Here is a 19148-nt window from a genome sequence, read left to right as displayed (position 1 = left end):
TGGGTTTTACCGTATTCGAGCCTTCGGGACGTTGGGCTGGTGCGGCGGTTACTACCGATCCGCGCATTGTTGAATACGCCCGTGAGGTGAAAGAGCGAGTGTGGGCTGAAGCTATCCCGCTGAAGGATTACGCGACCGGTGACCAGTTCACTTCATGAGGCTAAGGAAGCTCTCGGGGCTCGGCTTCGAGAGCTTCGCCTCGAGTCGGGCATGACCGGTACAGATCTTGCCAACCGTGCAGGATGGCATCAAACCAAAGTCTCTAAAATCGAGTACGGGAAGACCAAACCTACCGAGGCAGATATTAGGGTGTGGTGTTCTCATACTGGCTCTGAGAACCAAGTGCCGGATCTTATCGCTACAGTGCGGAATATCGAGTCCGCATATCTCGAGTGGCGACGTGTACTCGGAACAGGTGTGAGACGGCGACAACAAGCCTCGGTCAAAATGGAGGCAGAAACCGGATTCATGCGATGGTATGAGCCATTCTTGATCCCTGGGCTACTCCAAACCGCTGACTATGCGGAAGAAATCATCAAGAACGTCATCCGGTTCTATCGGATCGCTGACGACTTGGATGAGGCGGTATCCAAGCGTCTCGAACGTCAGCAGATTCTCTATCGCCGCAATCATAGGTTCCATTTCGTGATAGCTGAACAAGCTCTCTACACCACGGTCGGCAACGATGATGTCATGATCGGGCAACTCGACCGGCTATTAGCCGTGGCCGGAATGCCTAGAGTCACGTTCGGCATCGTCTCTGCTGGAACTGTCTACCGAGTGCCGATCTCCAACTTCATTATGTTCGACAACCGGAGGGTCATGGTCGAGAACATTTCGGCTGAGGTGACGATTACTCAACCGCGAGAGATTGCACTATATGGTCGAGCGTTCGATGCGTTGGCCGGTCAATCCGTGACCGGCGACGCTGCACGGAGCCTAATCCGCAACGCACTGGAGACACGGTCTGGATAGCAGGGCTTGGAGTATCCAGAGCGCGGTGTCCATGAGTCGGGTTCCGAGCGATCAGGTGTGGGCGCCGCGGATGTGGTCGACGATGGCGAGTGGGTCGGTCGGGGCAGCGTTGCCGCGCCAGGCGACGTGTTGGTCCGGTCGGATCAGGACGAGGTCGCGTTCGTAGAGCGCATGGGCGTGGTCGTCGCGGATATCGACCACGTCGAGGGGAACGCCGCGCCGAACTGCGGCGTCCACGAGTCCGCTGATGTCGCGGTCGGCGAAGCGCAGGAGGGTGAAACCGCGGCCGAACAGGTCGAAGATCGCGCGGTCGTCGCCGAGGTAGACGCTCGGCGGCCTGGCGCCGGGCCAGGTGCTCGGTACATAGTCGTCCATCCGCTGCGGCGGAGCGTGCCCCTCGGGATCTCGGCAGACGATGGGGGAGTCGTCATAGCGGTAGTCGAGTTCGATGCCGAGGGCTTCGTTCTCCAGATTGCCCAGGTCGCTGATCTCGCGGCCGAGTTCGCGCCGGGTGTGTTCGCCGAACCAGCGTTCGCTGTGCATGGCGGTCCAGTCGTTGGTCATGATGGCGACACGGACCGCGGTGTGTCGCGCCGCCGCCGTGCGGTTGCGCAGCGCTACGGTGCGCCGTTCCTGCGCGTAGGCCGTGAGCAGGCCCGGTGCGCCCCAGCCCTGCAACTGCGCGGCGAGGACCCAGCCGAGTCCGACCGCATCACCGACGCCGGTGTTCATGCCGTAGCCGCCGGTGGGGGTGACCTGATGGACGGCATCGCCCGCGAGCCAGACACGGCCGCGGCCGAAGGAGTCGGCGACGGTCAGGCGCGGGGTCCAGGCATTGGCGACCAGGATCTCGATATCGAAGCGTCGGCCGAGTCGTTCGAAGACGAACTCGCGCGGGTCGATCTTCTCGGCGTCGGTGCCGATGCCCAAGGGCGCGTGCATGGTGAAGGTGTCGCGGTCGTTCTGCGAGATGACGGTCCACCCCTCGGGGGACTGGAGGTGCCATACGGTGCCGAAGCGGGTGCGGATCTCGGTGTCTGTCGTCGTGAAGTGCACAAGGTAGAACCGCCCGTCCATGGGGCGTTGCCCGTTGGCGCGGTATGCGCGGATCGAGCTCTTGACGATTCTTCCCAGGCCGAGTTCTCTGACGAGCCTGCCGCGGAGATCTATCTCGTCGAGTCCGATACCGAGCTGCTGGCGGGTGCGGCTGCCCGCGCCATCGCATCCCACGAGGTACTGCGCGCGGACGGTATGCGATTGCCCGGCCTCCCCGGATATCAAATGAGCGGTGACACCATCGGCGTCCTCGGTGAAATCGTCCAGTGCCCAGCCGTAGTGGACGTGGGCGTTCGCTCGGGTTTCGAGCTGTTCCCGCAAGGCCGGTTCGAGTATCACCTGGGATACGCGCATGCCGGGTTCCAGCGGGAGGGTGCCGTCATTGCGTTCGCGGATGAGCCGGAATTGTTCGGCGACGCTGGGGTATTCGAAGCGGGCCAGCTCCCAGCCGACCGCATTGGTAGCCCAGGTGACCCTGGTCCGGGTGCCGTCCGGAATCGCGACCTTGCGCAGTTCGTCGGCGACGCCCAGCCGTCGGTACAGCTCCATGCTGCGGCCATTGGTGATGTCCATTTTCGGATGCCGGGTGCTCGTGGCATTGCGTTCCACGAGGACGGTGTCGACGCCGTGGCGGTCGAGTTCGAGCGCGAGCGTGAGACCTACCGGCCCGGCCCCGACCACCAGTACTGCGGTTGTTTCGGCAGGGGTCATCGCGCCGTCCTTTCACTCCGATGTGCCACGCACCACCTTGAACACTGCTGTTCAATTCATGTCAACAATGATCTGTTTGGATCGCTGTTGACTCATCCGACACGGGGTCGTAGCGTGGTGTCGAACGCCAGGAAGGGGCTGCCGGTGAATGCCACCGAGAAGCGGATCAATGCGGCTGCGATGCGGCTTTTCGCCGAGCGGGGCAGCACGGATCTGACGATCAGCGAGCTGGCCACCGAGGCGGGCGTCGCTCGGGGCACGCTGTATCGCAATGTCGAATCGATCGAGCGGCTTTTCGACCGGGTGCGCGAGCAACTCGCCTTCGATATCCACGACGCGAACGTCCGGGTTATGGACGCCCACGGCGATATCGATCCGCCGCTGCGATTGGCGATCGGGATCCGCTTGCTGGTGCGCCGCGCCCATGAGAACCCCGCTATGGGGCGATTCATGGTCCGTTTCGGTCTGACCGACGAGTCGCTGCGCGAAGTGCTCGGCGGCCCGCCGATGCGCGATATCGAGCAGGGCATAGCGAGCGGCCGCTACACCGTCTCGCCGGGTATGGCCCTGAGCATCGCCGCCATGGTCACGGGCGCAGTGGTCAGCGCGATGTGGATGGTGCTCGAAGGCCATCAGGCCTGGCGCGATGCCGGAGCCGGTGCCGCCGAACTGGTGCTGTGCGCGTTGGGGGTGCCGCGCGAAGAGGCCCGCGAGATGGTCGGCGTGCCGCTGCCGGATCTTCCCGGGCTCCGACCGGGGGATTTGCATTCGAACTGATCGCAAACCTGTTCCGCGGGAGTGGAATACGGTTGTCATTCGCGCCCGCGCGACCGAACTCGGTCGCGCACCCGGCTTACCGCTGATCATGAGTTCATTCCATGCGACGTACGGAGCAACAGAGGACGAGGCGCGTCGGTTGGTCCGCGAGGCCGGCCGAAGCGACCGACTTCGACGCGGGCCGAATCCAATTGGCGGATATGTTCGGCGGCGGAATCGATCTTTCGGAGCTGCCGCTGGATCGGCCGATCCCGGAAACACTACTGCCGGACATCGACTCGGTGCATCGCCGTCGCGGCCGAGTGGAGATTTTCACCAAGCTGGCCGCATCGGGGCGCACGCTGCGCGAGCTGATCGTCGCGGCGAAGGACACCGGACACTGGGCGGCCGCCGGAACACCGGAACAACTGGCCGATGCCATCGAAGAGCGTTACCGCGCAGGCGTTCTCGATGTCATCTCCTTGGGCGGGCTGGCCGATTCGTGAACTCGGGACTTCGTGACCAATGGACTTCTGCCCGAATTGCGCCGCCGGGGCATCGTCGGAAATGACTATGCCGGTGCCACTTTCCGCGAAAATCTGGAACTGCCACCACTACCCGCGCGCTGAGTGCGCCGCGGGTCCGGCACGGAGTCAGGTCGGCGTCGAGGCGGAACCGTTGGCCGATGGCGCCTGCACGATCGTCAGCAGCGAACGTTTGCGCAGGGTGAACCCCAGCGTCTCGTACAGGCTGATCGCCGTCGAATTATGCCCGCACCGGATCGTCGAGCGGGTGCAGTCGGGTATTGATGTCGATGGTCGACTCGGTGGTCATCGCGCACTCCTCCGCAACAGGTCCGACCGGGGAACGTTAGCGAGGCGCACGAATATCGACACCGGTTCTGCTCGGCGGAATTTCTATCCGGGTTTCGCCGATTGCCTTCGCTCGCAGGGTATTTCCCAGCGATCGAGCTGATCTCAACCGGCCGATGGTCTACCGGGGAATGGCGGTCTGTCGACTTGCGCCTGCCGACGAATCACCGAGATCGGTATCGCCGCAACGGCTTCGGAGATGGCGATCCCCATAAGATATGAAACACATACTATCTTGATATAGGATAGTAACCATGAGTGCAGATAGTTACCGTCGGACAACCAACACCATCAACAAGGTCATCGTCGGCCTGCAGCGGATAGGCATCGCGTTCGGTCCTATGCAGTTGCTGACGGTCGCGGGACGGCGCAGCGGACAGTTGCGCACCTTTCCGATCGCGGTGAACAAGCTCGACAGCGGTCGCTTCATCTTCCAGGCCTTCCCCAGGGCGGCGTGGGTCGCGAACGCGCGGGCGGCGGATATCGTCACGTTGACGCGCGGCCGAAAGTCGTCGACAGCGCGCCTGGTCGAGGTTCCGGTAGCTGAGCGCTCGCCACTGCTGCACGAATTGGTGGCGACGAGCCCGAAGAGCGTCGGCAAGCGTTTCGTCACCACCGGACTCGCCGATGCGGCCACCCCGGATGGGGTGGCCGCATCGGCACATCGAATCGCGGTCTTCCGCGTCGTTCCGGTCTGACAGCGCGAACCGCCCACCTCGGCGACCGTGTCCGCCCCTCGTCTACGTATGATACGAAAGTCGTATAAACGTAGGCGAGGTGGCGGGCGATGAGTTCGGTAGCAGGTCGTACTTCGACGCGCGGCCGTCGGCGATTGACCGCTGACGTGCGGGAAGCGCTGCGTGAGTTGAATATTCAGCTGTCGCTGCTCAATCGCCGGTTCGGTGGCCGGGTCGAACTCAAGGACGTCGACTGGACGTGCCTGGATCTGATCAACCGACACGGTCCCATGACCCCGACGGCACTGGCGCGCCGCGCCGGATTGCACCCCGCGACCATGACGGGAATCCTGGATCGTCTGCAGAAGGGCGGCTGGATCGTCCGCGAACGCGACCCGGATTCCGCGGATCGTCGCGCGGTTACCCTGCACGCGGTGCGCGAACGCAATGCCGAACTGTTCGAACTGTTCTCCGGCATGAACAATCGCATGGATGAGCTCTGCTCCCGCTACTCCGAAGCCGAACTCGAGGTGATCGCCGATTTCCTCCGGCGCACCGGCGTGGCGGGCCAAGAATCCGCCCAGGAACTGGCGCAAGGCTGACCATCGCCGTCGCGCCGGGAAAGTTGAACTTGACGTCAGAATCGAATACGGTGTCGAGCTATATTGCCACGGTAGACGAGGTGACCATGGACACACGCAATCTGCTGGACGAGTGGCGGGGACTGGGGAGCCGCCAGGTCGCGACGAATGGGATCGAGTTGCGGGTCGTCGAACACGGCGATGGTCCCATCGTGGTGTTCTGTCATGGCTTTCCCGAACTGGGGTTCTCCTGGCGGCATCAGGTTTTCGCGCTCGCCGAGGCCGGCTTTCGGACGCTGACGCCGGATATGCGCGGCTACGGTGGCAGTTCTCGGCCGAGCCGGATCGAGGACTACGACATGGCCACGCTGTGCGGTGATCTGGTCGGTCTGCTCGATGCGGCCGGTGTCGAGGACGCGATCTTCGTCGGCCATGACTGGGGCGCATCGGTGGTGTGGCAGTTCGCTCTTCGGCATCCGGATCGGGTGCGGGCCGTTGCGGGGCTGAGTGTTCCGGCCACACCGCGGTCGGCAGCGCCGCCGTTGCCGATACTGCGGTCCCGGCTCGGCGACGACTTCTATATGTGCTGGTTCCAGGAACCAGGCCGCGCGGATGCGGAGCTCGCCTCGGATGTGCGCCGCACGCTGCTGCGCGACGATGTGGTCAGTGCTCGGGATCTGTTGAACGGCAACGGTTCCGAGATGGCCGCTCCGGCCTGGCTGAGCGAGGACGAACTCGGCTACTACATAGAAGTTTTCACGACCACCGGCTTCACCGGCGGACTCAATTACTACCGCAACCTCGACCGCAACTGGGAAATGAGCGCACACCTGGCCGAGGCGAAGATCCACCAGCCGGCGCTGTTCATCGCCGGATCGGAGGATGCCGTCATCCGGTTCACCCCGACCGCCAAGATGGCGGCCGTACTGTCGGACCTGCGGGCGTCCATTGTCCTGGACGGGGCGGGACACTGGATTCAACAGGAGCGCGCCGCCGAAGTCAGCGCCGCGCTGATCGACTTCGCCCGCGGCATCGGCTGAAGGGCCTACATCGCGGCTTCGATCGCCTGCCGATAGCGAGCCGACAGCGTGTGCGGGAATCCGAGGTCACCTTCGATTACCCGGATCGCCAAGGGTGCGGCGAGCGCACGCAGGCGCGCGCACCCGGCTTCGCCGATCGCTTCGTACGGATAGACCGAGAGTTCATCGGTCCGGCGCTCGATCGCGGCACGTCGCGCCGATCCGTGCTCGCTCAGCGCGACAGCATCGTCGGCCAGCCAACCCCGCTCGCGAAGCCGCCGCACACCGGCGGTCCAGTCGGCTTCGCTCCAGGATCGGCTGGCGCGCAATACTTCCGGTGGTACCTCGCCGGTCGCACTGTGCGTGATCAATGCCTCGATACCGTCCAGCCCCTCGGTAAGCAATAGCGCGACGTGCCCGTCGCCGCGATACTCCCGCAGCAGGGTCTGCGCGTGCCACAGCACCAGGTGTGGTTCGTCGGGCCACGCCAGCGCCGCATGCGCTGCGAACAGTGGACGCCCCTGCGGGCGCTCGCACGCACGTTCGGCGGCGCGGCGGGCGAGTTCGGCGGCTGCACGAACCTCGGGGCCACCGATGTCATCGCCCCACGCCTGCCGAAGCGACCGATCGACGGCGGCCAGCCGAGCATGGAAAATATCTGCGGGAGTGGCGATTTCCCATGCGGCCGGGATGACGGCCCGCACCGGGTCCGGATTGAAATTGAAGAAGGTGGCGATGGTGACCTCGGCGGGCACCGGCCCGAATGCCGCGGACCGGGACGCGAAATACATCATGCGCGGATCCGTAATGCCCAACTCGCGGTAGACATCCGGGCCGTGCGGGGTGAAGTAGATCATTCCGTGAATCGGCTCCAGCGCGCGGAACGCGAGGTGGGCACTGTGCGGGGTGACGGCAGTCAACGGCATTGCTCCGGTATCTGCTTGTGGTCGTGGATCAAATCTCGAAGTACCGGCGCGGATTGCGCACCAGGATCGCGTCGATATCGTCGTCGGTGAGCCCACCCGCGATCAGCGCCGGGATCACGTCCTCGCTGATGTGGCGGTAGTTCCACCGCGGCGCCACCTGAGCCTTGGCGACGGGGTCGAACCAGTCGATGTGGCAGGCGGCATCGTGCGCGATGACGATCTTGTCCAGGTAGCCGCGCCGCACCAGTTCGACAATGGTGTTGATCCGATCCTCGAACGGCAGCAGGACGTCGAGCCCGAATCGATCCATGCCGAGCAGCGATCCCGCGTCGGCGAGCTCGGTGAGGTAGTCGACATCGGTGGTGTCGCCGGAGTGGCCGATCACCACCCGGCTCAGATCCGCGCCCTCCTCGGCCAGCACCCGCTGCGCCACCAGCCCGGATCGGGTGTGCGGGTTGGTGTGCACGGTGATGGGCGCACCCGTTTGCGCCGATGCCTGCCCGACCGCGCGCATGACCCGCTCGACGCCGGGTGTCAGTCCCTGTTCCTCGATGGCGCATTTGAGGAATCCCGCGCGCACGCCGGTATCCGCAATGCCCTCGGTGAGGTCCTTGACGAACATTTCCACCATGGGCTCCGGCCGATCGAACAGCAAACCCGGCCCGGTGTAGTGGAATTGGAAGGGCACGTCGTTGTAGGTGTAGATGCCGGTGGCGACGATGATCCGCAAATCCGTTCTGGCCGCGATCTTCTCGATGCGCGGCAGATAGCGGCCCAGCCCGAGCACGGTCGGGTCGAGGATGGTGTCGATGCCGAGGGATTTCAATTCGTCGAGCTGTTCGACGGCGTCGTCGACCTTGGCGTCCTCGTCCCAGTCGGCGTAGTTCTGCCGGAATTCCTCGCCGAGTACGAAGACGTGCTCGTGTACCAGGACGCGGCCGAGTTCGGCGGAGTCGACGGTTCCGGTCGCGGTGGGGATTGCGGTCAACGGGATGCCTTGTCTGTGAAGAGGTTCGGATCGAGAGCGCGCTTGAGGATCTTGCCGGTGGCGCCCTTGGGTAGCTGGTCGGTGAAGGCGAAGCGATGCGGCACCTTGTACGCGGACAGCCGCTCCTTGGCCCAGGACCGCAGATCCGCCGGATCGAGTTCGACCCCGGGGGCAGCGGCGACGACCGCGCCGACCTCCTCGCCGTAGTGGTCGTCCGGAATACCGACCACCGCGACCTCGACGATGTCGGGATGCTGGTACAGCACTTCCTCGACCTCGCGCGGATAGACGTTGTAGCCGCCCCGGATGATGAGATCCTTTGCGCGGTCGACGATGTAGACATAGCCGTCGGCGTCGACACGGCCCAGATCGCCGCTCTTCAACCAGCCGTCCGACAGATCGGCGGCAGTGGCATCGGGCAGGTTCCAGTACCCCTTCATGATGCTCGGTCCGCGCAGGAAGATCTCGCCGACGGTATCGGCGGGCAGCACGTTGCCGTCGGGATCGCGAACCTCGATCGACGTCCCCGGCAGGGCCGCGCCGACCGATCCGACCCGCTGGTCGCGATCGAGCGGGTTGTAGGTCGCCGCACCGGTGGATTCGGTGAGTCCGTAGCCCTCGAGAATGGTGCAGCCGAAGCGGTTCGAGAATGCGCGGATCACCTCACCGGGCAGTGACGCCCCGCCGGATGCGGCCAGCCGGAGGCTCGCGAAGTCCGCCGCACCGTAGTCGCCGGCGGCGTGCAGCATGGCATTCCACATGGTCGGCACCCCGGCGACGTGGGTGAGCCGCCGATCGCGGATCATCGCGATCATGGCCTTCGGGTCGAAAGGGGTCACCATGGCGAAGGATGCGCCCGCGTGTAGTGCGGTGAGCAGGCACACGGCCTGCCCGTAGACATGGAACAGCGGCAGTCCGGTGCCGAAGCGATCGTCCGGGCCGAGTCGCAGCTGATCGGTGAAGATCCGGGCGGTCTCGGTCAGATTGGCGACGGTGAGTTCGACGCCCTTCGGTTTGCCGGTGGTTCCGGAGGTGTAGAGCAGTACCGCGGTGTCGTCCGCGCGGCGACGCACGGGTTCGGCCACCGGCTGGGTCGGGTCGGCATGCGCGCCCGGCGCGAGTACGAGGAAGGGCAGATCCCGCTCGGCGGCCGCCGCCTGGGCGGCCTCCTGCGCGCCGTGCCATGCGATGACGATCCGTGCGCCGGAATCATCCAGTAGATAGCCGATTTCCGGCGCGGTGGCCATGGTGTTCACGGTGATGGCGACGGCGCCGAGCAGCTGCGCGCCCAGATATGCGACGACGAATTCCGCGACGGTGGGCGCGACCAGCAGCACGCGGTCGCCGGTGGCGATACCGGATTCGCGCAGCATGCCGCCGTAAGCCGCGCTGCGCCGGGCCAATTCGCCGTAGGAGAGCTGCGCGTCCGCGGTGAGCAGCGCGATGGCCTCGGGGCGTTCGGTGGCGTGCCGCCAGCAGCGGTCGGCGACATTGGTCGGCTGGTCCGATGCGGTAGGGGAAGCCGGATTCGCAGGCATGGCATGCTCCAGATTCATGAGGGACGAGAACTGATGTGACCCAGGCCACGTCAGTGGATCGGAACGCTACTTGAATTTGGCGTCATGTTCAATAGATGTTGTGCCGATCCCGGTTGACTCCGGCGTCGTACGCTGGCGGAAGCGGTATGCGCTGTTACGATCCACCACGTCAGCGAGCCGGACGACAGCGAGTGAGGCAGTGAACGCCCAGGAAGCCACCGAGGACCAGCCAGGTCGGACGCCCCCGCGGAGTAAGCGCGGCATACGCACCAGGTCCGCACTGGTGACGGCGGCGCGCGAGGTGTTCGAACGCGACGGCTTCCTCGATGCCAGGATCAGCGATATCTCCAAGGCTGCCGGGGTCGCCTCCGGATCGTTCTACACCTACTTCGACAGCAAGGAAGAGATCTTCGCCGCGGTCGTCGAGCAGGTGCGCGAGGAAATGCTGCACCCGCACATTCGGGAGCGGGTCGGCATCGACGATCCGCGCGAGCTGATCGCCGCCGCCAATCGCGAGTATCTGCTCTCGTATCGGCGCAATGCGCGGCTGATGGCCGTGCTCGAGCAGGTGTCGAAGATCGACGAGAAGTTCCGGGTGCTGCGCTTCGAACGCGCCGTGGCATTCGTCGAGCGCAATGCCGAGATGATCCGGAATCTGCAGGATCAGGGTCTGGTGGACGCCGAGTTGGATCCCGACGTCACCTCGCTGGCCTTGTCGAGCATGGTGAGCCGCATGGCGTACTTCGTCTTCGTCGAGGGGCGCAAGGTCTCCTTCGAAAAGCTGGTGAAGACACTGAATCAGTTGTGGTTCAACGCCCTTCAGCTGAAGCAAGCCGACTGAGCCGGCGCCGGCCGGGTGGCCGGCGCCGCATCGCGATCGTATGTGTGACCCGTCTCACGTGAGGCACGGCAACATCTGAACTTGACGTCGGAATCAAGTTCGGTGAGTCTGGGTCACGCAGGTCAGGCATCAGGAGAGGCTTACGTAATGGGTCGTTTCGACGGAAAGACGGCGATTGTCACCGGAGCCAGCCGCGGTATCGGGCTGGCCATCGCGCAGCGGCTGGTGGCCGACGGTGCGCGGGTCTGTGTGACCGCCCGCAAGAAGGACGCGCTGGACGCGGTGGTCGCCGAACTCGGCGGACCCGAGCGCGCCATCGCCGTCGCGGGACGAGCCGATGACGTCGAACATCAGACCGAGGCGATCGAGCGCACGCTGCAGACCTTCGGTTCGGTCGACTTCCTGGTCAACAATGCCGGGATCAACCCGGTGTTCGGGCCGATGGTCGAGCTCGATCTGGCGGCGGCCCGTAAAGTCTTCGAGGTGAACTGCCTGGCGGCGATCTCCTGGGTACAGCAGGCGCACAAGGCGTGGCTGGGCGAGCACGGTGGCTCGGTGGTCAACCTCGCGTCGGTGGCCGGAATCAAGCCCGCACCCGGCATCGGGTTCTACGGCGCGACCAAGGCGATGCTGGTGCATATCACTCAGGAACTGGCCGTCGAACTCGGCCCATCGATCCGGGTGAACGCGATCGCGCCCGCCGTGGTGAAGACCCAGTTCGCCACCGCGCTCTACGACGGTCGCGAGGAGCAGGTCGCCCAGGCGTATCCGCTCAAGCGGCTCGGCGTACCCGAGGATATCGGCAGCGTCGCCGCCTTCCTGCTCTCCGATGACGCGGCGTGGCTGACCGGCCAGCTGATCGTCGTCGACGGGGGCGTCACCCTCACCGGAGGCGTGGCATGAAGGGTTGGCGGGTAACGGAATTGGGCGAACCGGCACAGGTGCTGCGGCTGGTCGAACTGGCCGAGCCCGAACCCGGTCCGAACCAGGTGGTGGTGCGGACCCGCGCCGCGGCGGCGAACTTCCCGGATGTATTGATGTGCCGGGGCGAGTACCAGATCAAGCCGGAACTCCCGTTCACGCCCGGGGTGGAACTGTGCGGTGTGGTGGTCGCGGTCGGTGCCGACGTCGACGGCATCGCGATCGGTGACCGAGTGCTCGGTGGTGCGGCGCTGCCGTGGGGTGGATTCGCGGAACTGGCGGTCATGGATGCCGCCGATGTCTTTCCCGCCCCGTCGGCGCTCGACGACGCCGAGGCAGCCGCCTTCTTCATCGGCTACCAGACGGGCTGGTTCGGACTGCATCGGCGCGCCGGTTTGCGGGCGGGGGAGACGCTGCTGGTCCACGCGGCGGCCGGTGGTGTCGGTAGTGCGGCAGTGCAATTGGGCAAGGCGGCCGGGGCCACGGTGATCGGGGTGGTCGGCAGTGCGGCCAAGGCCGAGGTGGCGCGGGCACTCGGCGCCGATATCGTGGTGGACCGCAGCGCGCAGGATTTCGTCTCGGTCGTGCGGGATGCGACCGGCGGTCGAGGTGCGGATGTGGTGTACGACCCGGTGGGCGGTGAGGTGTATCAGCGGTCCACCAAATGCATCGCCTTCGAGGGCCGCATCCTGGTCGTCGGATTCGCGGGCGGGCAGATCCAGTCCACCGCATTGAATCACGCTCTGGTGAAGAACTATTCGATCCTCGGTCTGCACTGGGGCCTGTACCGCGGCAGGGATCCGCGGGCGGTACGCGACTGCCATCTGGAGTTGACCGGGCTGGCCGAGCGGGGTGCGGTGAAACCGCTGATCGGCGAACGGCTGCCACTGGATGACGTGGCCGCCGGACTGCAGCGCCTCGCCGACGGTAAGACCGTCGGCCGGGTGGTCTTCGAACCGTGAACAGTGCCAATCCAATTCGACAAGGGAGAACCGTAATGAGCAGTGAGACAGCCCGTACCGCTATCGTGACCGGTGCCGCCCGCGGCATCGGTGCGGCCGCCGCCAAGCGGCTGGCGGCGGACGGATTCGCGGTCGCCGTCCTCGACCTCGACGAGGCGGCCTGCAAAACCGTTGTCGCCGAGATCGAATCGGCCGGTGGTCGCGCACTCGCGGTGGGCGCGAATGTCGCCGACGAGCAGGCCGTCGCCGCGGCGGTCGAGCGGGTCGCCGCCGAACTGGGCGCGCCGACCGTGCTGGTGAACAATGCGGGCATCATCCGCGACAACATGCTGTACAAGATGACCGTCGACGACTGGGACGCGGTCATGGGCGTGCATCTGCGCGGCTCCTTCCTGATGAGCCGCGCGGCACAGAAGTACATGACCGAGGCGAAATGGGGCCGCATCATCAACCTCTCCAGCACTTCGGCGCTCGGCAATCGCGGTCAGGCAAACTACTCCGCGGCCAAGGCCGGCTTGCAGGGATTCACCAAGACGCTCGCGATCGAACTCGGCAAATTCGGCGTGACCGTGAACGCCATCGCGCCGGGCTTCATCGAAACCGAGATGACCGTCGCAACCGCTGAGCGCATGGGTGTTTCGTTCGAGGACTTCAGCAAGACCCTGGTCGCGCAGATTCCGGTGGGACGCGTCGGCAAGCCCGAGGATATCGCGCACACGGTGTCGTTCTTCGTCAGCGAGGGCGCGTCGTATGTCACCGGTCAGGTGCTCTATGTCGCCGGCGCGCCGACGGTCTGAGGTGCGAACATGAAGGTATTCAACGGAATAGGCGAACTCGAGCAGGCCGTCGGCACCCATCTCGGCTACAGCGAATGGCATACCGTGACCCAGGAGCAGATCGATCTGTTCGCGGAGGCGACCGGTGACCGGCAGTGGATTCACGTCGATCCGGAGCTGGCCGCGCAGGGACCGTTCGGCACCACCATCGCCCACGGCTATCTGACCCTGTCGCTCGTGCCGATGCTGGTCTGGCAGGTGTATCGCGTCGACGGGGTGAAGATGGGAATCAACTACGGCAGCAACAAGGTGCGCTTTCCCTCGCCGGTGCCATCGGGTAGTCGCGTGCGGGCGGGAGTGGAACTGGTGAAGCTCGAGCCGACCAAAGCGGGGGTCCAGGTGACGGCTCTGGTGACCATCGAGCGCGAGGGCGGCGACAAGCCAGCCTGTATCGCCGAAGCGCTGTCGGTGCTCGTGCCCTGATGGTTACCGTCGGACACCCTGTGCCCGGCGGTAACTTCCCGACATGGATATACGAAACGGCCTGTCTCCCTGGTGATATCGGGAGACAGGCCGCTTCGTCTCAGAAACCGGCTTCGGCGGCGATCCGAGCGGCGGTCTGGATGAGTCCGTCGACCAGATCGGTAGTCGGGATGCCCGCGGCCGCGCGGTTGCGGGGATCGTCGAGGGTGCGGCGGAACACACCCTCGGCAATGATCGCGAGTTTCCACAGGCCGAGTGCATGCCAGAAGCCGAGTGCCCGCCGATCTCGTCCGGTGATCGCGAGGTACTCCTCGACCAGTTCGGCGCGGGACGGAAAACCTGGGAGCTGGCACATTTCCGTGCCCGGAATGGCCGCTTCGCCGGGCATCGGCCAGTAGGCCAGCAGGCTGCCGATATCGGCCAGCGGATCGCCGAGGGTGCACAGTTCCCAGTCGAGTACGGCGGCGATCGCACCCGTCTCCGGTGTGGTGATCACATTGCGGAGGTTGTAATCGCCATGCACGAGCGCGAGTTCGCGCTGTTCGGGAATGGCGGCCCTGAGCCGTTCGGTGAGGCGGTCCACCAGCGGCAGGTCCCGTGTTTTCGACTTCTCCCACTGTGCCGACCACCGTTTGAGCTGTCGCTCCGCATACGGTTTGTGACTGGCGAGGTCGGTCAGACCGGTGGCTGCCAGATCGACTGCGTGGATGCGGGCCAGGGTCCGCACCAGTGACAGTCCGGCGCTGTGGCGCAGGTCGGTGCTGAGTCCCTCGGCGGGCTCGACGCCATCGATGACCAATCCGTCGACGAATTCCATGAGCACGAGCGCGATGTCCCCCTCATGTCGGACATCGTGCACGCGCGGCACCGGGACATCGGTAGGCGCCAGGGCCGACATGACGCGGGCCTCCCGTGCGACATCGTGCGCGGACGCCAGCAGGTGGCCGAGCGGCGGACGCCGCAGTACCCAACGCCGCCCGTCCGCATCGGTGATCAGGAACGTCAGATTGGACTGGCCGATCCCCACCCGAACGGCGCGCACCGGCGTGGTACACGCCGAACCGAGCGAGGACACCCAGTCCGCGAACGCGGTCGCATCGATATCGAAGCCGGTCGCGTCCGCGGTGGGCTGAATGAGCCCGTTACTTGTCTGCATTCGTCGCTATCCGTCCTACGCCCCGCCGCCTGCGGTGGCCCTGAACCTACCGAGTTCGGCGCGCGCGATGGCGCGTTTGTGTACTTCGTCCGGTCCGTCGGCCAGCCGCAGTGTGCGCAGGTGCGCGTACATGCTGGCGAGTGGGAAGTCGTCGGTGACACCGGCACCGCCGTGTACCTGGATCGCCCGGTCCACGATCCGCAGCGCCATCTCCGGTGCGGCGATCTTGATCGCGGCGATCTCGATCTGTGCCGCCTTATTGCCGACGGTATCCATCATCCAGGCGGCCTTGAGCGTCAGCAGCCGCGCCTGCTCGATATCGATGCGGGCCTCGGCGATCCAATCCTGGATATTGGCGCGCTCGCTCAGCTTCTGCCCGAAGGTGATTCGCGATTCGGCGCGGGCGCACATCAGCTCCAGCGCGCGTTCGGCCATACCGATGGCGCGCATGCAGTGGTGGATGCGGCCCGGACCGAGCCGGGCCTGGCTGATGGCGAAACCCTCACCCTCGCCCTTCAATACGTCGGTGACGGGGACTCGCACATCGGTGAAATCGATCTCGGCGTGGCCCTCGCGGTCGGCGTAGCCGAAGACCGGCAGATTGCGCATGACGGTGACACCGGGTGCGTCGATGGGCACGACCATCATCGACTGCTGCCGGTGCTTGGGTGCGTCCGGATCGGTCTTGCCCATGACGATGAGCACCTTGCAGTTCTTGTGTAATGCGTTGGAGGCGAACCACTTGCGGCCGTTGAGCACATAGTGGTCGCCGTCGCGTGTCATGCGCAGCTGAATATTGGTGGCGTCGGAGCTGGCGACGGCGGGCTCGGTCATGGCGAACGCGGAGCGGATGGTGCCGTTCAGCAGCGGTTCCAGCCAACGCTCCTTGTGCTCCTGGGTGCCGAAGAGGGTGAACACCTCCATATTGCCGGTGTCGGGTGCCGAACAGTTGCACGCCTCCGGTGCCAGATGCGCACTGCGGCCCATGATCTCGGCCAGCGGGGCGTATTCCAGATTGGTCAGGCCCGGACCCCATTCGGGATGCGGATGGAAGAGGTTCCACAGGCCGCGCGCGCGGGCCTCGGTCTTGAGGTCCTCGACGATCTGCGGATGGTGGTGCGGATCGCCGGAGGCCGCCATCTGCTTCTCGTACTCCGACTCGGCCGGGTATACGCATTCGTCCATGAAGGCGCGCAGATCGCGTTGATACTGCTGGGTGCGCTCGGACGTGGTGAACAGGTCCATCGGGGGCTCCGATCGTCGGTGCGAGCTGTCGAAAGCGACTGCGCCGCAGGGTGGGGGGATCAGCTGGGGGTTCGTAGCGCGGGCCACAATTCGGCCGCAGTCGATGCGGCATCGCGGTGCACGATGCCGCCCAGTCCGAGTAGTTCGGCCGCGGTGATGTTCTGCTCGAGATCGTCGACCATGATGGTCTGCTCGGGCGCGACACCGAGCCGTTCGCAGCCGATGAGGTACGCCCGCCGGGATGGCTTGCGGGCACCTATCTCCGCCGAGATGGTCACCGCGTCGAACATGGCTGGCAGGTCGAAGCCCGCATAGCAGTCGTCGCCCAGCGAATTCGACAGCAGGCCGACGCGATAGCCCGCCGCGCGGACCTGCGCGACGAGTTCGATCATTTCCGGGTCGGGATGCAGTCGGGACTGGATGCGATCCATCAGGCCCTCATCGGCGATATCGACCCCGTGCGCGCGCAGCCGCCGCGCGAACCCGGCCTCGAACGCGCGCTGACCGATTCGCCCCTCCTCGTGATCCACCAGCAGCGCACTGCTTTCCGGATCGCGGGCGAGCAGGCGCAGCGGTAGCCGCGGGTCGCCCAGTTCCGCGCCGAATTCGGTGAAGGCGGCGAGTACGGCCGTGGTGAGCACGCCGCCGAAATCGAACAGGACAGCGCTGCGTCGATTTCCGACGGGTCCATTCCCGACAGGCCCGTTCACGACAGCGACCTCCGGTAACGCTGCATGCCCGCGATCCACCGGTCGTGATCGGAAACCTTGCGGTGCAGGAATTCTCGGACTTCCGCATGCGGCAGCACGAGGAAACGTTCGGCCTCGACGGCCTCGAGCACCCGATCGGCCACATCGAGGGGAGCCAGTACCGCCCCAGCTCCGGTGACGGCTCGGGTGGCCAGGTCACCGTCGGATCCGCCGTCCGTGCCGAGTCCGGTGAGCAGCGCGGTATCGACACCCATCGGGCACAGGCAGCTGACCCGTACGCCGCGGTCCCCGTAGGTCACCGCCAGCCATTCGGCGAAACCGACGGCCGCGTGCTTGGAGACGGTGTAGGTGGCCGAACCGATCTGGGTGAGCAGTCCCGCCGCCGAGGCGGTGCTCACGAAGTAGCCGCTGCCGCGCTCGAGCCAGCCGGGGACGAGCAGCCGCGCCGCCCGTACGTGGGCCAGGGTGTTGACCTCCAGTGCTTGCTCCCACTGTGTATCGGTGGCGTCCAGGCCCGGTCCGCCGCCCACACCGGCGTTCGCGAAGAACATATCGACGGGGCCGAATTCGGCTGTGGCCGTGTCGATGAGCTTGCGCAGATCGGATTCGGATGCGGCGTCACCGGCCTGTCCGGACACCGCGCCGGGAAATGCCTCGGCGAGTCGCCGCGTTGTCGCCGCGAGCCGGTCCGCGTCACGGTCGGTGATCAGGACCCGGGCTCCGTGCTCGAGCAGGCGTTGTGCGATGGCCGCACCGATGCCGCCCGCGGCGCCGGTCACGATCGCGACCGTGTTCTGCACGTGCATCAGTCCTCCTCGGCATTCAGCCGGACCAGCATCTTGCCGGTATTGGCACCGCGCAGCAGGCCGAGAAAGGCATCGATGGCAGTGTCGATACCCGTCAGCACCGTGGTGGGGACGTGGAGACTGCCGTCGCGCACCCAGTCCGCCGCGAGCGCGGCGTACTCCGGTGCGAGGTCACCGTGGTCGGTGACGATGAAGCCACGCAACGACAGTCGGCGCACCACCGCCAGCGCGAGATTCCTCGGGCCGGGCGGCGGGGTTTCGGCGTTGTACCCGGCGACGGCTCCGCACAGGGCGATGCGGCCGAAGTCGCGCATCGAGCCGATCGCCGCCTGCAAATGATCGCTGCCGACATTGTCGAAGTAGACGTCGATGCCGTCCGGGGCCGCCTCGTGCAACCGTTTCCCCAGACTGCCCGCCCGGTAATCGATCGCGGCGTCGTAGCCGAACTCCTCGACCAGCCGCCGTGCCTTTTCCGGGCCGCCCGCCGACCCGATGATCTTCGCCGCGCCGAAGTGCCTGGCGACTCGGCATGCGGCGAGGCCGACGGCGCCCGCCGCACCCGAGATGAAGACGACATCACCCGGACGAACCGGCGCGATTTCCTTGAGACCCACATAGGCGGTCAGCCCGGGGATGCCGAGCGGACCGAGGTAGGCCTCGGCCGGGGCCAGCGCGGCGTCGACCACGCGCGCATGCCTCGCCTGCAGCAGCGCGTACTCGCGCCAGCCGAGATCGTGCAGTACGGTCGCGCCGACGTCGATTCCCGGTACGCCCGAAGCGACCACCGTGCCGACCGCGCCGCCGTCCATGGGCTTGTCGAGCTGGAACGGGGGAATATAGGACTTCACGTCGTTCATGCGGTTGCGCATATAGGGATCGACGGACATCCAGTCGTTGCGGACGAGCAACTGTCCGCTGCCCGGATCGGGGACATCCGTGGTCACCATTCGGAAATCGGATGGTGCGGGTTCGCCGGTGGGCCGGGCCACCAGATGTACCTCTCGGCTCTTCACGACCAGAAACCTCCATGTTCATGCGCGCTGACCGAGGCGTCCGAGATGGAGCGCCGGTTGCCGGATGGCTCAGAGGTTAATTGAAGTTGACGTCGGATTCAATTGTTGGATCACATCGACCGCGTTGTTGTCCCGG

20 protein-coding genes and 1 pseudogene are annotated in these 19148 nt (G+C 65.6%); 12 read left to right on the top strand and 9 right to left on the bottom strand.

Features of this window, described 5'->3' with window-relative positions; all coding sequences use genetic code 11:
- Together AB0L58_RS25410 and AB0L58_RS25405 are read left to right on the top strand one after the other, a co-directional pair.
- Window positions 1-158 (top strand): DUF6879 family protein (locus AB0L58_RS25410; protein WP_364390165.1); only part of this gene is annotated, 158 nt, incomplete at its 5' end.
- Entirely contained in the window at window positions 139-975 is an 837-nt protein-coding gene (locus tag AB0L58_RS25405) for a helix-turn-helix transcriptional regulator (RefSeq protein WP_364390152.1), read from the top strand. The genes AB0L58_RS25410 and AB0L58_RS25405, both read left to right, overlap by 20 nt.
- Before the next feature lie 51 nt (window positions 976-1026).
- On the opposite strand, the gene AB0L58_RS25400 is transcribed toward AB0L58_RS25405, so the two are convergent.
- The gene (locus tag AB0L58_RS25400) at window positions 1027-2742 is read right to left on the bottom strand and encodes an FAD-dependent monooxygenase (RefSeq protein WP_364390151.1); all 1716 of its coding nucleotides are present in this window, start codon (window positions 2740-2742) and stop codon (window positions 1027-1029) included.
- A gap of 144 nt (window positions 2743-2886) precedes the next feature.
- Here AB0L58_RS25400 and AB0L58_RS25395 point away from each other — a divergent pair, with 144 nt between their 5' ends.
- The 5 genes and pseudogenes from AB0L58_RS25395 (at window position 2887) to AB0L58_RS25375 (ending at window position 6668) form a co-directional block, all read left to right on the top strand.
- On the top strand, window positions 2887-3519 hold the full coding sequence (locus AB0L58_RS25395) for a helix-turn-helix domain-containing protein (protein ID WP_364390150.1): 633 nt from the start codon (window positions 2887-2889) through the stop codon (window positions 3517-3519).
- A 37-nt stretch (window positions 3520-3556) separates the two neighbouring features.
- Window positions 3557-4127: pseudogene (locus tag AB0L58_RS25390) on the top strand (LLM class flavin-dependent oxidoreductase); the annotation flags it as partial.
- A gap of 497 nt (window positions 4128-4624) precedes the next feature.
- A complete protein-coding gene (locus AB0L58_RS25385; RefSeq protein WP_364390149.1) occupies window positions 4625-5068 on the top strand; it encodes a nitroreductase/quinone reductase family protein in 444 nt (147 codons plus the stop codon).
- 89 nt (window positions 5069-5157) lie between these two features.
- Complete coding sequence (locus tag AB0L58_RS25380; RefSeq protein WP_364390147.1) at window positions 5158-5649, top strand: MarR family transcriptional regulator; 492 nt, start codon at window positions 5158-5160, stop codon at window positions 5647-5649.
- Window positions 5650-5771: 122 nt separating this feature from the next.
- Complete coding sequence (locus tag AB0L58_RS25375; protein WP_364390163.1) at window positions 5772-6668, top strand: alpha/beta hydrolase; 897 nt, start codon at window positions 5772-5774, stop codon at window positions 6666-6668.
- A gap of 5 nt (window positions 6669-6673) precedes the next feature.
- Here AB0L58_RS25375 and AB0L58_RS25370 read toward each other — a convergent pair whose 3' ends face one another.
- From AB0L58_RS25370 to AB0L58_RS25360, 3 genes are read right to left on the bottom strand one after another with little or no spacing between them, the layout of a single operon-like run.
- Window positions 6674-7573 carry a hypothetical protein gene (locus AB0L58_RS25370; RefSeq protein ID WP_364390146.1) on the bottom strand — a complete coding sequence of 300 codons (900 nt, stop codon included), beginning with the start codon at window positions 7571-7573 and terminating at the stop codon, window positions 6674-6676.
- Between the two features lie 28 nt (window positions 7574-7601).
- Window positions 7602-8561, bottom strand: coding sequence for a phosphotriesterase-related protein (locus AB0L58_RS25365; protein WP_364390145.1), 960 nt, complete (start codon window positions 8559-8561; stop codon window positions 7602-7604).
- On the bottom strand, window positions 8558-10099 hold the full coding sequence (locus AB0L58_RS25360; RefSeq protein ID WP_364390144.1) for a long-chain fatty acid--CoA ligase: 1542 nt from the start codon (window positions 10097-10099) through the stop codon (window positions 8558-8560). The genes AB0L58_RS25365 and AB0L58_RS25360 overlap by 4 nt, the downstream gene beginning before the upstream one ends.
- 199 nt (window positions 10100-10298) lie before the next feature.
- Between AB0L58_RS25360 and AB0L58_RS25355 the strand changes: the two genes are divergently transcribed.
- The 5 genes from AB0L58_RS25355 (at window position 10299) to AB0L58_RS25335 (ending at window position 14082) form a co-directional block, all read left to right on the top strand.
- Window positions 10299-10940, top strand: a complete 642-nt coding sequence (locus AB0L58_RS25355) for a TetR/AcrR family transcriptional regulator (protein ID WP_364390142.1) — start codon at window positions 10299-10301, stop codon at window positions 10938-10940.
- A 147-nt stretch (window positions 10941-11087) separates the two neighbouring features.
- A complete protein-coding gene (locus AB0L58_RS25350) occupies window positions 11088-11843 on the top strand; it encodes an SDR family oxidoreductase (protein ID WP_364390141.1) in 756 nt (251 codons plus the stop codon).
- The gene (locus AB0L58_RS25345) at window positions 11840-12823 is read left to right on the top strand and encodes an NADPH:quinone oxidoreductase family protein (RefSeq protein WP_364390139.1); all 984 of its coding nucleotides are present in this window, start codon (window positions 11840-11842) and stop codon (window positions 12821-12823) included. Before AB0L58_RS25350 ends, AB0L58_RS25345 begins: the two co-directional genes overlap by 4 nt.
- Before the next feature lie 35 nt (window positions 12824-12858).
- Entirely contained in the window at window positions 12859-13620 is a 762-nt protein-coding gene (fabG, locus tag AB0L58_RS25340; protein WP_364390137.1) for a 3-oxoacyl-ACP reductase FabG, read from the top strand.
- Between the two features lie 9 nt (window positions 13621-13629).
- Entirely contained in the window at window positions 13630-14082 is a 453-nt protein-coding gene (locus AB0L58_RS25335) for a MaoC family dehydratase (protein ID WP_364390136.1), read from the top strand.
- A 100-nt stretch (window positions 14083-14182) separates the two neighbouring features.
- Here the strand turns inward: AB0L58_RS25335 and AB0L58_RS25330 are convergent, their stop codons facing one another.
- The 5 genes from AB0L58_RS25330 to AB0L58_RS25310 are packed head-to-tail and all read right to left on the bottom strand — an operon-like array spanning window position 14183 to window position 19012.
- Window positions 14183-15238 carry a phosphotransferase family protein gene (locus AB0L58_RS25330; RefSeq protein ID WP_364390135.1) on the bottom strand — a complete coding sequence of 352 codons (1056 nt, stop codon included), beginning with the start codon at window positions 15236-15238 and terminating at the stop codon, window positions 14183-14185.
- 15 nt (window positions 15239-15253) lie between these two features.
- On the bottom strand, window positions 15254-16483 hold the full coding sequence (locus AB0L58_RS25325) for an acyl-CoA dehydrogenase family protein (RefSeq protein ID WP_364390133.1): 1230 nt from the start codon (window positions 16481-16483) through the stop codon (window positions 15254-15256).
- A gap of 59 nt (window positions 16484-16542) precedes the next feature.
- Window positions 16543-17193 (bottom strand): HAD family phosphatase, encoded by a 651-nt coding sequence (locus tag AB0L58_RS25320; protein ID WP_364390132.1) that lies wholly within the window; start codon window positions 17191-17193, stop codon window positions 16543-16545.
- Window positions 17190-17999: an SDR family oxidoreductase gene (locus AB0L58_RS25315; protein WP_364390130.1), complete on the bottom strand. Its 810-nt coding sequence runs from the start codon at window positions 17997-17999 to the stop codon at window positions 17190-17192. The genes AB0L58_RS25320 and AB0L58_RS25315 overlap by 4 nt, the downstream gene beginning before the upstream one ends.
- Window positions 17999-19012: an NADP-dependent oxidoreductase gene (locus AB0L58_RS25310; RefSeq protein ID WP_364390128.1), complete on the bottom strand. Its 1014-nt coding sequence runs from the start codon at window positions 19010-19012 to the stop codon at window positions 17999-18001. Before AB0L58_RS25310 ends, AB0L58_RS25315 begins: the two co-directional genes overlap by 1 nt.
- Between the last annotated feature and the right edge of the window lie 136 nt (window positions 19013-19148).

The organism is Nocardia sp. NPDC052112, from assembly GCF_040680135.1.
In the GTDB taxonomy this organism is placed as follows: domain Bacteria; phylum Actinomycetota; class Actinomycetes; order Mycobacteriales; family Mycobacteriaceae; genus Nocardia.
The sequence above is the reverse complement of the archived record's forward strand: the minus strand, read 5'-3'. Positions and strand labels throughout refer to the sequence as shown.

Excerpts from the sequence above, each read along its gene's own strand:
- AB0L58_RS25330 (WP_364390135.1), bottom strand. The coding sequence starts at position 15,238 with ATGCAGACAAGTAACGGGCTCATTCAGCCCACCGCGGACGCGACCGGC.
- AB0L58_RS25335 (WP_364390136.1), top strand. The coding sequence starts at position 13,630 with ATGAAGGTATTCAACGGAATAGGCGAACTCGAGCAGGCCGTCGGCACC.
- AB0L58_RS25360 (WP_364390144.1), bottom strand. The coding sequence starts at position 10,099 with ATGCCTGCGAATCCGGCTTCCCCTACCGCATCGGACCAGCCGACCAAT.
- AB0L58_RS25385 (WP_364390149.1), top strand. The coding sequence starts at position 4,625 with ATGAGTGCAGATAGTTACCGTCGGACAACCAACACCATCAACAAGGTC.
- AB0L58_RS25380 (WP_364390147.1), top strand. The coding sequence starts at position 5,158 with ATGAGTTCGGTAGCAGGTCGTACTTCGACGCGCGGCCGTCGGCGATTG.
- fabG (WP_364390137.1), top strand. The coding sequence starts at position 12,859 with ATGAGCAGTGAGACAGCCCGTACCGCTATCGTGACCGGTGCCGCCCGC.
- AB0L58_RS25350 (WP_364390141.1), top strand. The coding sequence starts at position 11,088 with ATGGGTCGTTTCGACGGAAAGACGGCGATTGTCACCGGAGCCAGCCGC.
- AB0L58_RS25400 (WP_364390151.1), bottom strand. The coding sequence starts at position 2,742 with ATGACCCCTGCCGAAACAACCGCAGTACTGGTGGTCGGGGCCGGGCCG.
- AB0L58_RS25345 (WP_364390139.1), top strand. The coding sequence starts at position 11,840 with ATGAAGGGTTGGCGGGTAACGGAATTGGGCGAACCGGCACAGGTGCTG.
- AB0L58_RS25315 (WP_364390130.1), bottom strand. The coding sequence starts at position 17,999 with ATGCACGTGCAGAACACGGTCGCGATCGTGACCGGCGCCGCGGGCGGC.
- AB0L58_RS25370 (WP_364390146.1), bottom strand. The coding sequence starts at position 7,573 with ATGCCGTTGACTGCCGTCACCCCGCACAGTGCCCACCTCGCGTTCCGC.
- AB0L58_RS25325 (WP_364390133.1), bottom strand. The coding sequence starts at position 16,483 with ATGGACCTGTTCACCACGTCCGAGCGCACCCAGCAGTATCAACGCGAT.